The organism is Pseudomonas protegens, from assembly GCF_003732485.1.
Lineage (GTDB): Bacteria > Pseudomonadota > Gammaproteobacteria > Pseudomonadales > Pseudomonadaceae > Aquipseudomonas > Aquipseudomonas protegens_B.
Map to the genome: position 1 here is coordinate 105,600 of NZ_MOAK01000036.1, position 14,558 is coordinate 120,157.

General features: G+C 50.1%; 13 protein-coding genes and 1 pseudogene. 6 read left to right on the top strand and 8 right to left on the bottom strand.

Going from position 1 to position 14,558, the window contains the following annotated elements; genetic code table 11:
• The 6 genes from BLX41_RS07375 to BLX41_RS07400 form a co-directional block, all read left to right on the top strand.
• Nucleotides 1-1,054 (top strand): glycosyltransferase (locus tag BLX41_RS07375; protein WP_185073437.1); only part of this gene is annotated, 1,054 nt, incomplete at its 5' end.
• Nucleotides 1,055-1,126: 72 nt separating this feature from the next.
• Nucleotides 1,127-2,158 carry a GDP-mannose 4,6-dehydratase gene (locus BLX41_RS07380; RefSeq protein WP_123724356.1) on the top strand — a complete coding sequence of 344 codons (1,032 nt, stop codon included), beginning with the start codon at nucleotides 1,127-1,129 and terminating at the stop codon, nucleotides 2,156-2,158.
• Between the two features lie 56 nt (nucleotides 2,159-2,214).
• A complete protein-coding gene (locus BLX41_RS07385) occupies nucleotides 2,215-3,240 on the top strand; it encodes a GHMP family kinase ATP-binding protein (protein ID WP_123724357.1) in 1,026 nt (341 codons plus the stop codon).
• Between the two features lie 43 nt (nucleotides 3,241-3,283).
• Complete coding sequence (locus BLX41_RS07390; RefSeq protein ID WP_123724358.1) at nucleotides 3,284-3,868, top strand: D-sedoheptulose 7-phosphate isomerase; 585 nt, start codon at nucleotides 3,284-3,286, stop codon at nucleotides 3,866-3,868.
• Nucleotides 3,868-4,554, top strand: a complete 687-nt coding sequence (locus BLX41_RS07395) for a nucleotidyltransferase family protein (RefSeq protein WP_123724359.1) — start codon at nucleotides 3,868-3,870, stop codon at nucleotides 4,552-4,554. The genes BLX41_RS07390 and BLX41_RS07395 overlap by 1 nt, the downstream gene beginning before the upstream one ends.
• The gene (locus BLX41_RS07400) at nucleotides 4,551-5,114 is read left to right on the top strand and encodes a D-glycero-alpha-D-manno-heptose-1,7-bisphosphate 7-phosphatase (RefSeq protein ID WP_123724360.1); all 564 of its coding nucleotides are present in this window, start codon (nucleotides 4,551-4,553) and stop codon (nucleotides 5,112-5,114) included. Before BLX41_RS07395 ends, BLX41_RS07400 begins: the two co-directional genes overlap by 4 nt.
• A 676-nt stretch (nucleotides 5,115-5,790) precedes the next feature.
• Here BLX41_RS07400 and BLX41_RS07405 read toward each other — a convergent pair.
• The 8 genes and pseudogenes from BLX41_RS07405 to BLX41_RS07440 all read right to left on the bottom strand — a co-directional run bounded on the left by BLX41_RS07405 (nucleotide 5,791) and on the right by BLX41_RS07440 (nucleotide 14,029).
• Nucleotides 5,791-7,383, bottom strand: a complete 1,593-nt coding sequence (locus BLX41_RS07405) for a hypothetical protein (protein ID WP_123724361.1) — start codon at nucleotides 7,381-7,383, stop codon at nucleotides 5,791-5,793.
• 319 nt (nucleotides 7,384-7,702) lie between these two features.
• Nucleotides 7,703-8,074 (bottom strand): EamA family transporter, encoded by a 372-nt coding sequence (locus BLX41_RS07410; protein ID WP_185073439.1) that lies wholly within the window; start codon nucleotides 8,072-8,074, stop codon nucleotides 7,703-7,705.
• On the bottom strand, nucleotides 8,074-8,721 hold the full coding sequence (locus BLX41_RS07415) for a class I SAM-dependent methyltransferase (RefSeq protein ID WP_123724363.1): 648 nt from the start codon (nucleotides 8,719-8,721) through the stop codon (nucleotides 8,074-8,076). Before BLX41_RS07415 ends, BLX41_RS07410 begins: the two co-directional genes overlap by 1 nt.
• Nucleotides 8,722-8,730: 9 nt before the next feature.
• Nucleotides 8,731-9,480: pseudogene (locus tag BLX41_RS07420) on the bottom strand (class I SAM-dependent methyltransferase); the annotation flags it as partial.
• Nucleotides 9,481-9,502: 22 nt separating this feature from the next.
• Nucleotides 9,503-10,402 carry a class I SAM-dependent methyltransferase gene (locus tag BLX41_RS07425; protein WP_123724365.1) on the bottom strand — a complete coding sequence of 300 codons (900 nt, stop codon included), beginning with the start codon at nucleotides 10,400-10,402 and terminating at the stop codon, nucleotides 9,503-9,505.
• On the bottom strand, nucleotides 10,399-12,363 hold the full coding sequence (locus BLX41_RS07430) for an NAD-dependent epimerase/dehydratase family protein (RefSeq protein ID WP_123724366.1): 1,965 nt from the start codon (nucleotides 12,361-12,363) through the stop codon (nucleotides 10,399-10,401). The genes BLX41_RS07425 and BLX41_RS07430 overlap by 4 nt, the downstream gene beginning before the upstream one ends.
• Nucleotides 12,364-12,365: 2 nt before the next feature.
• Complete coding sequence (locus tag BLX41_RS07435; RefSeq protein ID WP_123724367.1) at nucleotides 12,366-13,250, bottom strand: transketolase family protein; 885 nt, start codon at nucleotides 13,248-13,250, stop codon at nucleotides 12,366-12,368.
• On the bottom strand, nucleotides 13,247-14,029 hold the full coding sequence (locus BLX41_RS07440; protein ID WP_123724368.1) for a 1-deoxy-D-xylulose-5-phosphate synthase N-terminal domain-containing protein: 783 nt from the start codon (nucleotides 14,027-14,029) through the stop codon (nucleotides 13,247-13,249). Before BLX41_RS07440 ends, BLX41_RS07435 begins: the two co-directional genes overlap by 4 nt.
• Nucleotides 14,030-14,558: the final 529 nt, after the last annotated feature.

Genomic DNA, 14,558 nt, shown 5'->3' on the forward strand with positions numbered 1-14,558 from the left:
AAAAATTCAACCCGATTTGAATCTAGTACTGATTACATTCGAGTATCAGGTTGAAGAGTGGGGGGGGGAGTTGTTATCAAGTATTTTCGATGAGGTGCACTATGTTCCTCTCGAAAAGTTTGGTAGTAACTTCATGTCGTATGTTGATTTTTCGAACTCGCAATTTGATTTCATTGATCTTCAGTATCATCAGTGTGGTGCGTTGATTGGGGCCTGTAAGGAGAGATGGCCGAAAGCTGTTATTGCCTTTAGTCCTATGGAATCTATGGTAAGGGGGTTGAAAACTTCTCTTTGCAGCGGTGCTCGAGGCGTTTTTCGATTTCGCCAGATGGCGGCGAGCTTATTTCATTGCTTCCAGGAAATAGGCTATGTGAGGCGAGCAGATAGAGTGATTACTGTATCGGTACCGGACCGAAACTTTATTGCATTCTTCAAGCCTACGAATAAAGTGTTCTGTATTCCGACTGCTTTATCCGAAGTAGAGTTTCCCGAGCCAGGTTGCAAAAAGAATGTGACAATTGGCTCTGTAGTTGTGTTTTTTGCATTTTTTGGCTCTAAAACCAATCGTGAATCGCTTATTTGGTATTGCCGAAATGTACATTCAAAATTAAGAGCACAAGTGACAAACTATAAGCTCCGTGTCGTAGGGCGTGGACTGGATTCTGAGTTACTAGAAATGTGTCATGGAGATGGCATCGAGTTTTTGGGAGAGGTAGAATTCATCGAGAATGGTTTGAGTGGGGCGGCTATTGGTATTGCGCCAGCGCTCGGCGGTGCAGGTGTGCGTGGCAAGATTCATCAATATTCTATATTGGGTATTCCCAGTGTTGTTTCTCCGCTTGCCTGTGAGGGGCTCGATTACAAAGATGGTGAGAGTGTTATGGTGGCAGATGATGCTTCTGCTTTTATAGATGCTTGCACAATGCTTCTAAACAGTCCTTCACTACGAGACCAGATTGGTAGTTGTGCGCGTCAAGTGTGTCTTGAGAGGTACACTTGGGCTTCGATGAAATCACTGATTGTTTCAGCTTATGGCGTCAGAGTCAGCGAGTAGAACGGCGCTTTCAGAGTTTTGACGCTCTGGGCTAAGATGGATTCAAACACAAGTTTTTGAGGTTGATAAAGAATGAGTAAAAAAATATTGATCACTGGTATTACTGGCCAGGTTGGATCTCAGTTGGCAGACTACGTATTAGAGCATACCCAATATGAGGTAGTGGGTATGATGCGTTGGCAGGAGCCGATGGATAATCTTTACCACTTGACGACTCGTATTAATAATAAAGATAGAATTAGTCTCTATTATGCTGACTTGAATGACTCGACTGCTATTTCAAGGATGCTAAAAGATGTACGTCCGACATTTATTTCACATCTGGCGGCGCAGTCGTATCCAAAAACCTCGTTCAATATCCCGATCGAAACCCTGCAGACTAATGTAATTGGTACTGCTAACCTGCTTGAAAATATTCGACAACTGAATGAGCTGGATGGTTATGACCCTGTCGTGCATGTCTGCTCTTCAAGCGAAGTATATGGCAAGGCCAAACCTGGTGTTGCCTTGGCAGAAGACACGGCTTTTCACGGTGCCAGCCCCTACAGCATCAGTAAAATCGCCACGGACTATTTGGGACAGTTTTACGGTGAGGCTTATGGGCTACGGACTTTTGTGACCAGAATGGGGACGCATTCTGGCCCGCGTCGAAGCGATGTATTTTTTGAAAGTACCGTTGCCAAACAGATTGCTTTAATTGAGGCTGGGCTTCAAGAACCATTTATTAAAGTTGGAAACTTGTCGAGCACGCGAACCTTCCAAGATGCGCGAGATGCAGTAAGGGCTTATTTCCTGCTTCTTGAGGCAAGTGAGAGAGGAGAGGTGAAACGCGGTGACTATTTTAATATCGCGGGTGAGGAAGTTTTTAAATTGCCAGAAGTTATTGAACTTCTTGTTGGCATGAGTTCTCGTCGGGATATTGAAGTTGTGACCGATCAGGACCGGCTACGCCCAATCGATGCCGACTACCAGATGTTTGATAATACGAAAATAAGAACTGCAATCAATTGGAAACCGGAAATACCGGCCCAGCAAATGCTCAGTGATTTGTTAAATCACTGGAGAAGTGAGATCTCCAAAGGTAAAATTCCTTTGAATAGGTAAGACTTTTGCTGGTTATATTGAGTCGGATGTCTTTAATCGAATTTTGAGTAATAGCCATGATAATAAGAGCGCGAGCCCCTTTACGTCTGGGCTTGGCGGGGGGCGGTACAGATGTCTCTCCTTATTGCGATGTGCACGGTGGGTATGTGCTTAATGCCACCATTGATCGCTATGCGTACGCGGTAATCAAGACGCTTGAGGAGCCAATCGTTCGCTTTGTGGCCACCGATCAGCAGAGTGAGAAGATTAAGGCCATTGCGGAGCCGCTGGTCCTCAATGGCCATCTTGATTTGCACAAGGCTGTTTATAATCACATGGTACAGAACTACAATGGTGGCAAGCCCATTCCGCTGGAGTTGAGTACTTTTTGTGATGCGCCGGCGGGGTCCGGTCTGGGATCGTCTTCGACACTTGTAGTTGTCATGATTCGTGCATTCGCAGAGTTATTGAACTTGCCGCTGGATGATTACACAATTGCACAATTAGCTTATAAGCTTGAACGTGTAGTTTGTGGCTTGCAAGGCGGACGGCAGGATCAATATTCTGCAACTTTTGGTGGCTTCAATTTTATGGAGTTTTATGCGGATGAGCGGACTATTATCAACCCTCTACGTATAAAGAGTTGGGTCGTTTGTGAGTTGGAAGCGTCGTTAGTTCTGTTCTTTACCGGTGTTTCACGAGAGTCTGCAAAAATTATTGCCGATCAAAGCTCCAATGTTAACTCCGGTGCTATTGATGCTTTGAATGCAATGCATGGTATTAAACATGAAGCACTGGTGATGAAAGAGTGCCTGCTGCGAGGAGACTTTAAAGGAATCGTGGAATCAATGCGCTTGGGCTGGGAGAATAAAAAACGCTCCGCAAAGACCGTGTCAAACCCCCACATCGACAAGATCTATGATGCTGCCATAAATGCGGGAGCCTTGGCTGGTAAGGTTTCAGGTGCAGGAGGCGGCGGTTTCATGCTGTTCTTCGTCCCCACGGAGAAACGTATGGATGTAGTTCGAGTATTGAACAACTTTGATGGACAAGTCAGTAATTGTCATTTCACCAAGTATGGAACACAAGCCTGGCGAGTTTGAGTAAGCAGTGCTTTTAGCAAAGTGCGCGTAAATAGGGTATATCATGCGAAATTATATTGTCGAAAAGATCGGCGAAGCCCAGCAAGTAATGCTTGCAATGTTGGCTGATGATTCGTTACAGACCAAGTTGGAGCACACCACCGCCGCTTGTATCGAATCTTTACGCGATGGAGGGAAAATTCTCTTGGCCGGTAATGGTGGCAGTGCCGCCGATGCCCAGCATATCGCCGGAGAATTTGTCAGCCGTTTTGCTTTCGATCGACCGGGATTGCCAGCAATAGCCTTAACAACTGACACGTCGATCCTTACCGCTATCGGCAATGACTATGGTTATGAAAAGTTGTTTGCCCGGCAGGTACAGGCGCTTGGCAATAAGGGCGATGTTTTCATTGGGTATTCGACTTCAGGGCGCTCTCCCAATGTATTGTTGGCGCTTGAAGAGGCCAGGTCACGTGGGCTGGTATGTATCGGTCTAACAGGTAATCGTGGCGGCCCTATGCGCGAACTTTGTGACCATCTACTGGAGGTTCCGAGCTCCGATACGCCGAAAATACAAGAAGGTCACTTGGTATTGGGGCATATCCTATGTGGGTTGGTGGAGTCTGCTCTTTTCAAGGCGCCTGAGTAATGGAAGCGATCGTGTTGGCTGGAGGTCTGGGGACGCGTTTGCGCCAGGTGGTGCCTGACTTGCCAAAACCTATGGCACCTGTTGCTGGTAAACCATTTCTCGAGATTTTGTTGACGACACTCGCCCGAAAGGGTTTCACGCGAATTGTGCTTTCCCTTGGCTTCATGTCCGAGAAAATAATCGACCATTTTGGCGAGAGCTTCGCCGGTATTGAATTGGTGTATGAGGTGGAGTCGCAACCACTGGGTACGGGAGGAGCAATTCGTGCTTCACTTGCGCGTTGCTTGACTGACCATGTCTTTATCTTCAATGGCGATACCTATCTGGATGTCGAGGTGGATGAGCTCGAGCGTTTGTGGTTGGCCAACCACTGTCCGGTGATTGTGGTGCGAGAGGTTCCAGATACTGCGCGTTTTGGCAGGGTAGAGACCCGCGAAGGACGGATTCACAAGTTTCTCGAGAAAGGCAGTCCTGGCCCGGGCTTAATAAACGCCGGTTGCTATGTGCTTCCAAGGCAGGCTCTGGATGACTTTCCATTGGGGCAACCTTTTTCTCTTGAAACGGAATTTTTTACCCAGTATTTGCACCGACTTCAATTTGACAGCTTTGTAACAAGAAGTCGTTTCATTGATATTGGTGTGCCAGATGACTATGCACTTGCACAGACGGAGTTGGCTGGGTTGTGAGTAAGAAGCGAGCGCTATTTCTTGATCGTGATGGAGTTATTAATCATGACGCAGGATATACATCGAAGGTAGAGAGCTTTCTATTCATCGACGGAATCTTCGATCTTTGTCGTGCAGCAATCCAGTCGAATTATTTGCTGATTGTGGTAACTAATCAGGCAGGGATCGGACGCGGATATTATTCGGAGATGGACTTTCTATCCCTAACGGAGTGGATGTGTGCTCGTTTTAAGGAAGAAGGGGTATTGATAAATGATGTATTTCATTGCCCCTATCATCCTATGCACGGTATTGGGCACTACAAGAAGGAGTCATTCGACCGCAAACCTAATCCAGGACTTATATTGCGGGCATCAGCAAAGTACGACCTGAACTTGGCCGACTCGATGATGATTGGTGATAAGGGGTCTGATATGGAGGCCGCTCGCCGAGCGGGAATCGGTACAAGGTGTCTTTATTATCCGGCATCCTCAATGGAGGAGGCGTTAGATGCAGCCACGCATAGACTGCAGTCGCTACAAGATGGCATCCCGCTGCTAGAGTGTTCGGTTAAGCCTTGATCGGACGCCTAGGCGAGTCAGGGGTTAATCAACTAGTACGGCATGTAAAGAGTAAGATAAGCGCTCCACTCCCCCCCCAAAAAAATTCTAACTATCAAGTTAATCCTTGGGGCTGTGTTCCCGATTTTTTCTGGATCCAGCACTTCATGGCGTGAGTTGACGCAAAAGTCGAAAAGTCTATCTCTAGGCTAAACCATCCGGCTTCTGTAACTTCACAGGATGTCAATGATGACACGATAGTTCTCACCGTCTAGGAACTGAACTGGCGGTTTGATGGGTTTGATCTGTGGTGCGCCTCTCTTATCAGGTTTTGGCCCAACGCTACTTAGCCTGCCCCAATTATAGTCCGGGCCATGACTTATCTACCCGACGACTTTCCTGATGAGCCAATTTTGGATCAGGGGCCAAGAACTTTACAAGTGGCTGCTTCATGTGACGAAGTGTTTGTACGTTTCTTCGGTAGAGGACTAGAAGTGCTTTTGCTCTAGAGCTACTCGCCGGAAATACTAAGGTAAGCCTATGAACCATCTTTGGAAAAATTTCATTTATGGATCGCATGCTTTCTTTTTTGGTCGGCATGTATGTGCTTCTTCAGCATTGTTATGCCTGAATATAAATTTATGACAGTCCAGGATTGTTTAGGTCTCGCCCTCCTGAAGATTAGCGACATCGCATTTTAGTCAATCTCTTCAGCTAATGACTCACAAGGAAACTTTTTGGTCGTGCGGAAAACTATCCCTCCGAAATTTCCGTAAGCCCGATCGCCGCTCGCAGGGATCTTTGCAATCTCTTCGTAAATGCCTGTGTCGCGGACGGCAGCAAGAAGCTCCGGGCCCCCGGGCCAATCGGAGCGGCTTGTTGTCATTAGAACGTCTGGCGGGCAGCGCAGCAGTATTTCGCGGAGGCGGGTACTTGAGAGTTGGAGTTTAATGAGGGTGGCGCTAAGATTGGAAAGTTCGGGCGCTGGAGGCAAGTGGCCGGTGAGGGGATAGAGGGAGAACATGAAGCCACTGACGGCAACGGTGGCCTCGGCTGGCGCGGCCTGTCGGATCACCTGGGCGGCCAGCAGGTAATTTGTTTTCTCGGATAGTTTCTCTGGCCATTCACCGGATTTAAAAGCAGCCAGGACTTCGCGAGTTTGGGGCCACGCAATACTGAACGATGCTAGGCGCGGTATGATAAGCACTAGTAACGCCACGCCTAAGGCCCCAGTAATTAGGTGCTTTTGGAAATCTGGGCGGCCTTCGCTCAGGTTGCGCCAGCCCAGGGCTGTGAGCCCTGCTAGGCCCACCAAGCAAACCCCGAAGTGATACGGGAAGCCTATCTTAGTTGCAGGTTCTAGCAGCGGGAGAAGCGCAGCAGAGAGCCAGAATACTAACTTGAGCCAGCTAGTAATACGTTTCTTGCTAATGCTACGAGCGAGTGTAACGCCCACACCCACGCCTGCTATTCCCACGCTAATGATGCTTTCGCGCAAGGCCTGAGCACCGGAGTTAAAGAAAAACTCGGCACGTTGTTCAGCAACGGAGGCATAAACAAGTCCGGCATCCCGGTAACCTTCAAGAGCAGCGGAAAGGCCTCCGCGGGCAGCCAGTATGGCGCCGGTAATTAGCGCACCGGCACAAGAGGCCCCGGCTATGAGCTGGCTGAACGGACGTAAGCCACGGCTGATCAGAACAGCAATAGCGCCTAGCGCCGCCAGAGGCATGAAAGTTTCACGGAGCAACACGGCAGTGGATAACAAGGCTCCAATGCTGGACCAGCGATGTGCGGTAGTCATCGTGGGTGCATTGAGACCCAGCCACAGGGCAGCAAACAGGGGGAGATAAGCTGCATGGATGCTATTTTTGAATCCGTATTGAATGAATAGAGTTTCGTTCATCGTGAAAAGAAAGAGTGCGGAGATAAAGGCTGCTCCCAATCGACTTCGACTCTCTATCTCTATCACCCGGAATAGCGCGTAGCCAGCGGCCCCGGCAACCACTAGGTCAATCAGGCGTAATGCAACCATCGGATTGGTGCCGGACGCAAATACCCAGTTCACCAATAGTGGGTAGAGCATTAGTGGTCCTGTGTCCGGCAGACCAGAGCCTTGCATCAGGCTGGCGTTCATGATCTGGGCATAATAGGCATAAAAGCCTTCATCGGTTGTCGGTAGACCACCGGCCAATATGAGGCGGGGGGCGACAATTACTAGCACCATCAGAAAAATAACGATGATTTTCGGGGTAGGAGAAAAAGTAAGCGAAGGTGTAGCGCCGTAACTCATTCTAGAACGCATAGGATTCCTGAAATGATAAGAAACACACCTACCCAAAAATGTGGATAAAGTCGATCTCCGAAAAAGTAGCTGCTTCCGAGAGGAACGAGCAGGTGGGAGCCTGCAGCAAAAGGGAGTAGTTTTGACAATGGCAGTGTTTTCAGAGCGATCACGGCCGTGCCTACCGACATTAACAATAGGCTTCCCGCCAAGCCCAGCCAGATAATTCGCCGTCCCCACCCGCCGGGTATCGAAGCCCCTTTTATAAAAAGTTGTGAGGCGCTGCTGCAAGCCAATGAAGCTAGGCAAAGACCAAGTTCCCAGGTCGTCATTCCGTCTCGCCTCCTCGGCTGGTCACCACCACGCCAGCCACCACAAGTGTCATCCCCAGTACATATCTGATTGTAATGGTTTCACCAAATAGCAAGGCTCCACAAAGGGGCGTTATCACGTAGGTGAGCGCTGTCCATGGGTAGGCTGAGGAAAGGGGAATGTGGCGTAAGGCAAATAACCAGCAGCCCATGCCAGCAGCTGATATAGCAAGACCGCTTGCTAGCCAGGGATTAAAGATGATTGCTAAGTACCACTCCGCATAGTCATTTGCATACAGGCCGGCTTTCTTGAAAATTAATTGAGCAATAGCCATCAGTACAATCATCCCAGCCAGAGATAGGGGGCTGAGAAGTTTTTTCTTCGTCATCATGATTCGCCGGGATTGTGTCCGCCCAACAGAAGATTGAAGCGGGCAACATACGGTTTGATGACGATGCCAGGACTAACCATTCTGTCCTCGATCCGATCGAGGTTCACACCAGCACGTGTCACAAGTGCCTCAAGGGCGTCCCTGGACCGGAGATAAGCGCCTTGCTCGAAAAGAGCGTAGAATAATCGAAAGAACCATCCATCTTGATCACGCACTGCTTCGGGCTCGTAAATAACAATACTACCGTTGGCAGCAGTACAATTTAATGCGTCGCGTAATAGGAGTTCGGCGGTTTCATCATCAACATGATGTAACATGCCAGCAAAGAGGACATAGTCAAAGCGCTCGCCAGCTTTACTCAATTCTTGAAGTGAACACAGAGAGAATCGAAAATTGCCTATATCCTGAAACCGTTGCCGGGCTACCGCCAGCGCCTTCTCATCAATATCGATTCCTGTAAAGGTTATTTCTGGATATCGCAAGAAAGCTTCAGATATATTTCCCACTGAGCAACCGATCTCCAGGACTCGTGGTTGGTTACAGTAGTATTCTGTGGCAAGTATTTGTTTAGAAGCGTTACCTCCAATTACTCTTTGCATCAATAACCACAGTTTTGGAAAGCGGCTTTGCGATAATAATGGCATAAATGTATTTCAGCGCCGTGCAGTTATGATGACCTGGCCACAGGCTATATCTCGTAGCAAAGGCAGGCGTTCGATAAGTGGTTCGACTGTCCGCAGAATTTTTGCAATTGGGGTCGGGCAGAAAAAGGGCACTAGGTTAAGCACTTTGCAACGGTTTACGGACAGCCCGGCGGCGCTAATCCAGTTGCAGATTAAGCTTGGGCTAAAGGAGCGCTCCTCATGCTCGATGTGGTAGCGCGAGAAACGCTCCAAGAGCTTAAGTACTGGATTGCTGCCATTGGGTTCGAGCACGACCACGGTTCCCTCAAATGTGGCCAGTCCTGCCAGGGCTCGGGCTGGATCGGGCAGGTGATGGAGTACGCCTCGGATCACGATGCAGTCGAAGCGTCCGGAAGTGAGGTATTCGTCTAGGGTGTAGATATTGCCCACTTCGAAGCTCACGGTGTCCGCAACGCCCAGAGCTTGAGCGCGCTTTTGAGCGGCGTCGATGGCGACGGCGGCGGGATCAAGACCGACAACTTGGCTTACACCAAGGGCCGCAAATTCGACGGTATACGCGCCATCGCCACAACCTAAGTCGAGTACGGATGCGCCGCGGAAGTCGAAGGATTCGGCGATACTGCGACTTATTCTGTCGTTGGCAAGCCGAGCAGATAGGCGTTCTCCTGTATATGCGTATGCCCCCTGTTTGCGCACGTCTTCGTCAAAGCGATGAACATTTCGTTTGATGTCGGGAGGCTGGACTTGGGTCATGGTATTTGTGGCCTTAGGGGTATTTGTTTTATTGAGGCTTGTAACCGACGGCGAGCATGTTGCCGACGTTCATGGCGAAGTTGTAGTCCGCGAGTCCAGCTCGCTCAAGCAGGCCGATAACCAGCTTTTTTGCAAAAGTTGGCAGTGGCGTGAGTCGAAGCCAGTAACGCAGTGGGTAGGTGTTACGGATAGGGCTCAGCTCGATGCGCTCGAATCCAGTTCTTTGGAGCAGTTCACGCAGGGCTTGGGGGCTGAAGAGTTGGAGGTGCTCTACATCAATTATCGGCGAGCGTAGGCCAAGCAGCCGATTAAGAGGAGCACGCCAGTTATGTACCACTACCGCTATTGCGCCCCCTGGCTCAAGAAGGCTATGGGTGGTGGCGACGAAATCGCCTGGGTCAGGTAGATGTTCGAGTGTCATGAAGGAGCAGATCAGGGAAGGCTGTTCACCATTGAGCATGGATGCCGAGAACATTCCCTCCTTGAGTAGTGAGCGCACCGCTAGTGGGGCTGCGTTGATCGCTGCCTGTGAGGGCTCAATACCCATCACTGGCGAAAATCCATGGCTCAGAAGCCAAGGAAGAAGTGGCCCGCTACCGGCGCCAACATCGATCGCTGCGTTGCGACCTGTGAGTTTTTTTAGATGGGGTTCAAGGGCGTTGGCGTAGGTTTTGGCAGCAGCCATTGCTTCGGGCCCGGAATCAAAATCTGAATCTGCGTAAGCGGCATGCAAGAATTCCTCAGTTGGCGGAGAGGGGGCATAAACCAAATCGCATGTGGTGCAGCGCACCAGGCGTAGACACATGAACTCAGGTGGCTTTCGGGACGCATAAGTTAGAGGGCCGACCCGCTCAGGATCAACACGTTCGTCAGCGAAGCGTGTGTGGCTGCGGCCATGACAGGCGGGGCACGCACGTTCGATGGTCATAGTTGCCTCCTTGGGTCTGCAGGACGTATTTCGCCACGTACAATTAGGCTGCGGCGAATGAAGGCTGGCCGAGCCTTGGTCTCCTCCAAGATTTTGCCTATGTATTCGCCTAGAAGACCAATTCCGAGCAGTGTGGATGAACCGAAGAACATAACCAGTAATGACAGAAAGGTCATGCCTTTGGGAACCGCTTCGGAGTCGAGAACCCGCATAAGGATGCTGAAGATTGCCAGCAAAATTGTGGCTAAGGATGTAATTCCGCCTGCGGCGGTTAGTAAATGCAGTGGCATGCGGGAAAAGGAAAAAATGCCTTTCTTGGCCCAGCCGATGTTCTTGATCCAGTTGTTGGTGCTAGTACCAAACATACGCTCTGGCCTTACGTAATCCACTCCTTCCTGGCGGAAACCTACGTAGGCACGCAGTCCGCGCAAAAATGAGTCGCGCTCCCTGCATTGGATGAGCCAATACACTACGCTGCGATCAATCAGAGAGAAATCACCGGCATCTTTTGGAACCGGTACCTCGCTCATCATGGCAAACACACGATAGAAGGCCCTATAACAGGCCTCGAGCAAAACTGGCATCTCACGTTTTATACGCCGGCCATAGACCACTTCTGCACCTGCACGCCAACGTTCTATAAAAGCCTCGATGAGTTCCGGTGGATCTTGAAGGTCGCCATCCATCAGCACCACAGCCTCTTTGCTCGCAATTTCCATACCACTGCGAAAGGCTGCTTGGGAGCCAAAATTACGCGAGTGGTTGATACCAATCACATGGGGGTCGCGGGCACTGATCTCCCTTATCACCTCGGCGGAGTCGTCGGGAGAGTTGTCGTTTACAAATATGATCTCGTAGTCTAGTCCCATCCTTTGGAATACGGTTACCAGCCGTTTATGCATGATTGGGATAGCCTGAACATCACGATAACAAGCAATTACCGCAGAGATGGAGTTTTTTTCCTTGAGTGGCTGAGTGCGCTTGGTCAGTCGCTTGAAGTCTGTATTGACTAGGTGGGCCTGCCACCAATCGCGAGTTTGTTTAAGGCCATCGGCAAGGCTAATTTTGGCAGACCAGCTAAGTAGATTTTTTGCTTTGGTAGTGTCTGCGTACCAATTATCGGTATCCCACGTGCGGCCTGCGGCGGGGTTGAAGCGCGGCTCTACAGTGAGCCCGAAAGATGTAATAGCTAAATTAGCTAGTGTGGCGAGGGTGGTTGACAGGCCACTGCCGATATTGATGGATTCTCCGATAAGAGCTGGTCCCATCAACTGTGCTGTGTCGACAAATGCTTCGATTACGTCGTCCACGTGTACAAAGTCACGGCTTACCTCGGCGCGAGCGAGAACTGGGAGTTCTTTCCGTAGGCTGGCTTCACACAGCGTAGGGATAAGTCGAGAACTGTCCTCAAACGGACCGTAAACCGCGTAAAGGCGCAAGTTAGTGACCGGAACGCCGCGTACCTTACCGAAATAAGCAATGGCAGCGCTGGCGGCAACTTTACTAACCGCGTAGTGGCTGTTCGGCACAAGTGAGGCATTTTCAGCGGGAGCTGCTGAGTTCAGGCCATACTCTGACGAACTGCCTGCATGAACGAAGGCCGCCAGGTTCATTTCAGCAATCTCTTCCATGAACCGAATGAAACTGAGGTAGTTGGTTGCGTGGACTCGTTCGTAATGCTGCTCGAAGGAATAGGCTCCAAAGGATGAGCAGTCAAAGATCGTCTGTGGTTCAACACGATGAAGCACTGATCTAACGCTACCCGGGTCCTGCAGATTCAGGAAAGCGATATTGGCCGAGGATATGCCGTTGAGGCGCCAGGTGTCACCGGAAAAAATGGTTCCGGTGACGTCGCTGCGTACCGCAAGTATACGGCGTAGTAAATTGGCTCCAATAAAACCACTGGCCCCAAGAACCAGTATCGGACCGGCCAGATTTCTAATTTTGTCGTCTAGATTCATTTTTAGCCGGTGACCATGGAGCGGATTGAGGGTGCGTCGAGTCCGCACTGCGCACGGTGAAAAACCTGGGAGCCGAAGCGACCGGTGGGGTATCCGAGGGCCGGTCGGTGAACGAAGAGCCCGGCTGTCAAGCTGCGTGCGGCAAGGCTGAGGGCCAAATGCATTCCAAGCCCACCTTGAGCAACATGTTCTTCTAGGACGTAAAGGGGGCGAGCAGCAATCTGTTCTAGAAATTTGGATGGGATTTCAGCATCATTAAACTCGCACACTGCCCACACTGATGGCCGCGAGTCGATATCAAGGTCGCTCAGGGCTTGCCAGGCAACTCCTGCAAGCGGGCCAAGAGCGGCAACAGCCCCGCAGTTACCGGGCAATACTTCTCGCCAGGGGGCATATTCAGGTGCACTTTGACCTGATGGCCTGGCATCGTACCCGAGGCGAAGATAAGTGGGTATATCAAGCTTGGCAAGAAGGGCAGGAAGATCATCGTCAAAAGCCGGCACTAACACGCGCACGCCTAGGGCATTCATTGCTGCGCAGTCTTCAAGTGCATGGTGGGTCGGCCCCATATGACCGTATGCATAACCTCCTCCGTTTCCTACTAGGCACACTGGTAGGTTGCCGAGGCATAGGTCATTGCGGATCTGCTCGAAGGGGCGTGCATAGCAGAAAGGGGCAATGCTGTAGACAATCACACGTAGGGACTCACGTGCGAGCCCTGCTGCAACGCCGATCATGTTTTGCTCGGCAACGCCAGCATTTACGAAACGCGAACCAAACGCGGACTGAATCTCCTCTAAAGCCATAAAGCCTAGATCGCCGGTGAGGAAAAACCAATCTTCGTGATTGCAGTGCGCCAAAATTGCGTCTGCGAAGGCCTTTCTCATTGGGTACCCTCTTGTTCAAGGATGCTGCGGGCTGCTACGTAGTCCACCTCAGACAAGGGTAGGTAATGGGATTCCAATGTGTCCTCAAAATGCAGTCCACGCCCTTTCACTGTGTCAAGGATCAATACTCGGGGAGCACCAGTGGTCGGTCTGGCGATAGCTTTCATGATGGCGTCTGGATCGTGGCCGTTGATCTTTTGAACGTCAGTACCAAACCCGGCTATGCGTTGGGAGAGATCATTACAAGAGATCACATCAGATGTGCGCCCGAAACCCTGAAGACCATTCTGGTCGATGAGCAGAACAAGATTTTCTAAGCGATGATGGATTGCAAAGCTAAGAGCTTCCCAGCAGCTACCTTCTTGCCATTCACCGTCTGAACAAAGACAAAAGACCTCATGATTAAGGCCTTTGTGGCGTGCCGCTAGGGCAAGGCCAGCCGCTAACGATGGGCCGTGTCCGAGAGAGCCGGTGGAAAACATCAATCCAGGAATACCAGAACCACTGGGATGACCAGGAAGCAAGGAGTTATCTCGTGTAAAAGTTTGCAAGTCTGCATCAGAGAGGAGACCAAGACTCCACAGCGTTGCATACAAGGCCCCGGCGGAGTGTCCTTTGGAGAGAACAAAGCGGTCGTTCGGCCCCATTACACGATGGTACAAAGTGACAAGTGCATCGATGCATGAGAAGTTGCCGCCTAAATGCCCACAGCTTGCTTCATAGTGAAGTTGAAGCAGTCTGATTTTTGTTAAACGAAGAATATCTGAAAAAGACTGCATATCTGTTGAGCAAACTCTGATTTATTCATTTTTAATTAAGCCCCTCTCTATTTGTGAGCATTGGTTGCTCACAAAATAGGAGCCGATAAAATTGAGACGATATCATTTTTACTCGCGCTATGGCGGGAGCTTGCTTTTTTTGCACCATCTTAATCCAAGGGGAGGGGGGCGTCCCCCTTTTTGCCCCACCATAGCAATTTCCTTGAGGTGTTGCGGTCTAAAGAAACCGGATTCCTATTTACATTCAGGTGAGTTGCTTTACCTCATTGGCTCGTCGTGCTTTTTGTTGTACGGCACGTTCAATATCGCGATCGGCCAGGAGATCTACAGCGTAGCTCAATTGGCTACGTTTGACGCTGGACTCCAGTCAGGCTTTCTTGAGACTCATTTCAGAGTATGAGTCCAATACCATTTCACTACGACGACCTGCTAGTTTAAAGCGAAGTGGCTACGATTTTCGTCCTGATGCTTTGACGGCAGGAAAAACCTTTCAGCATCTTCATAAGTGCCGGGCTCGTTCAGGTTTTCT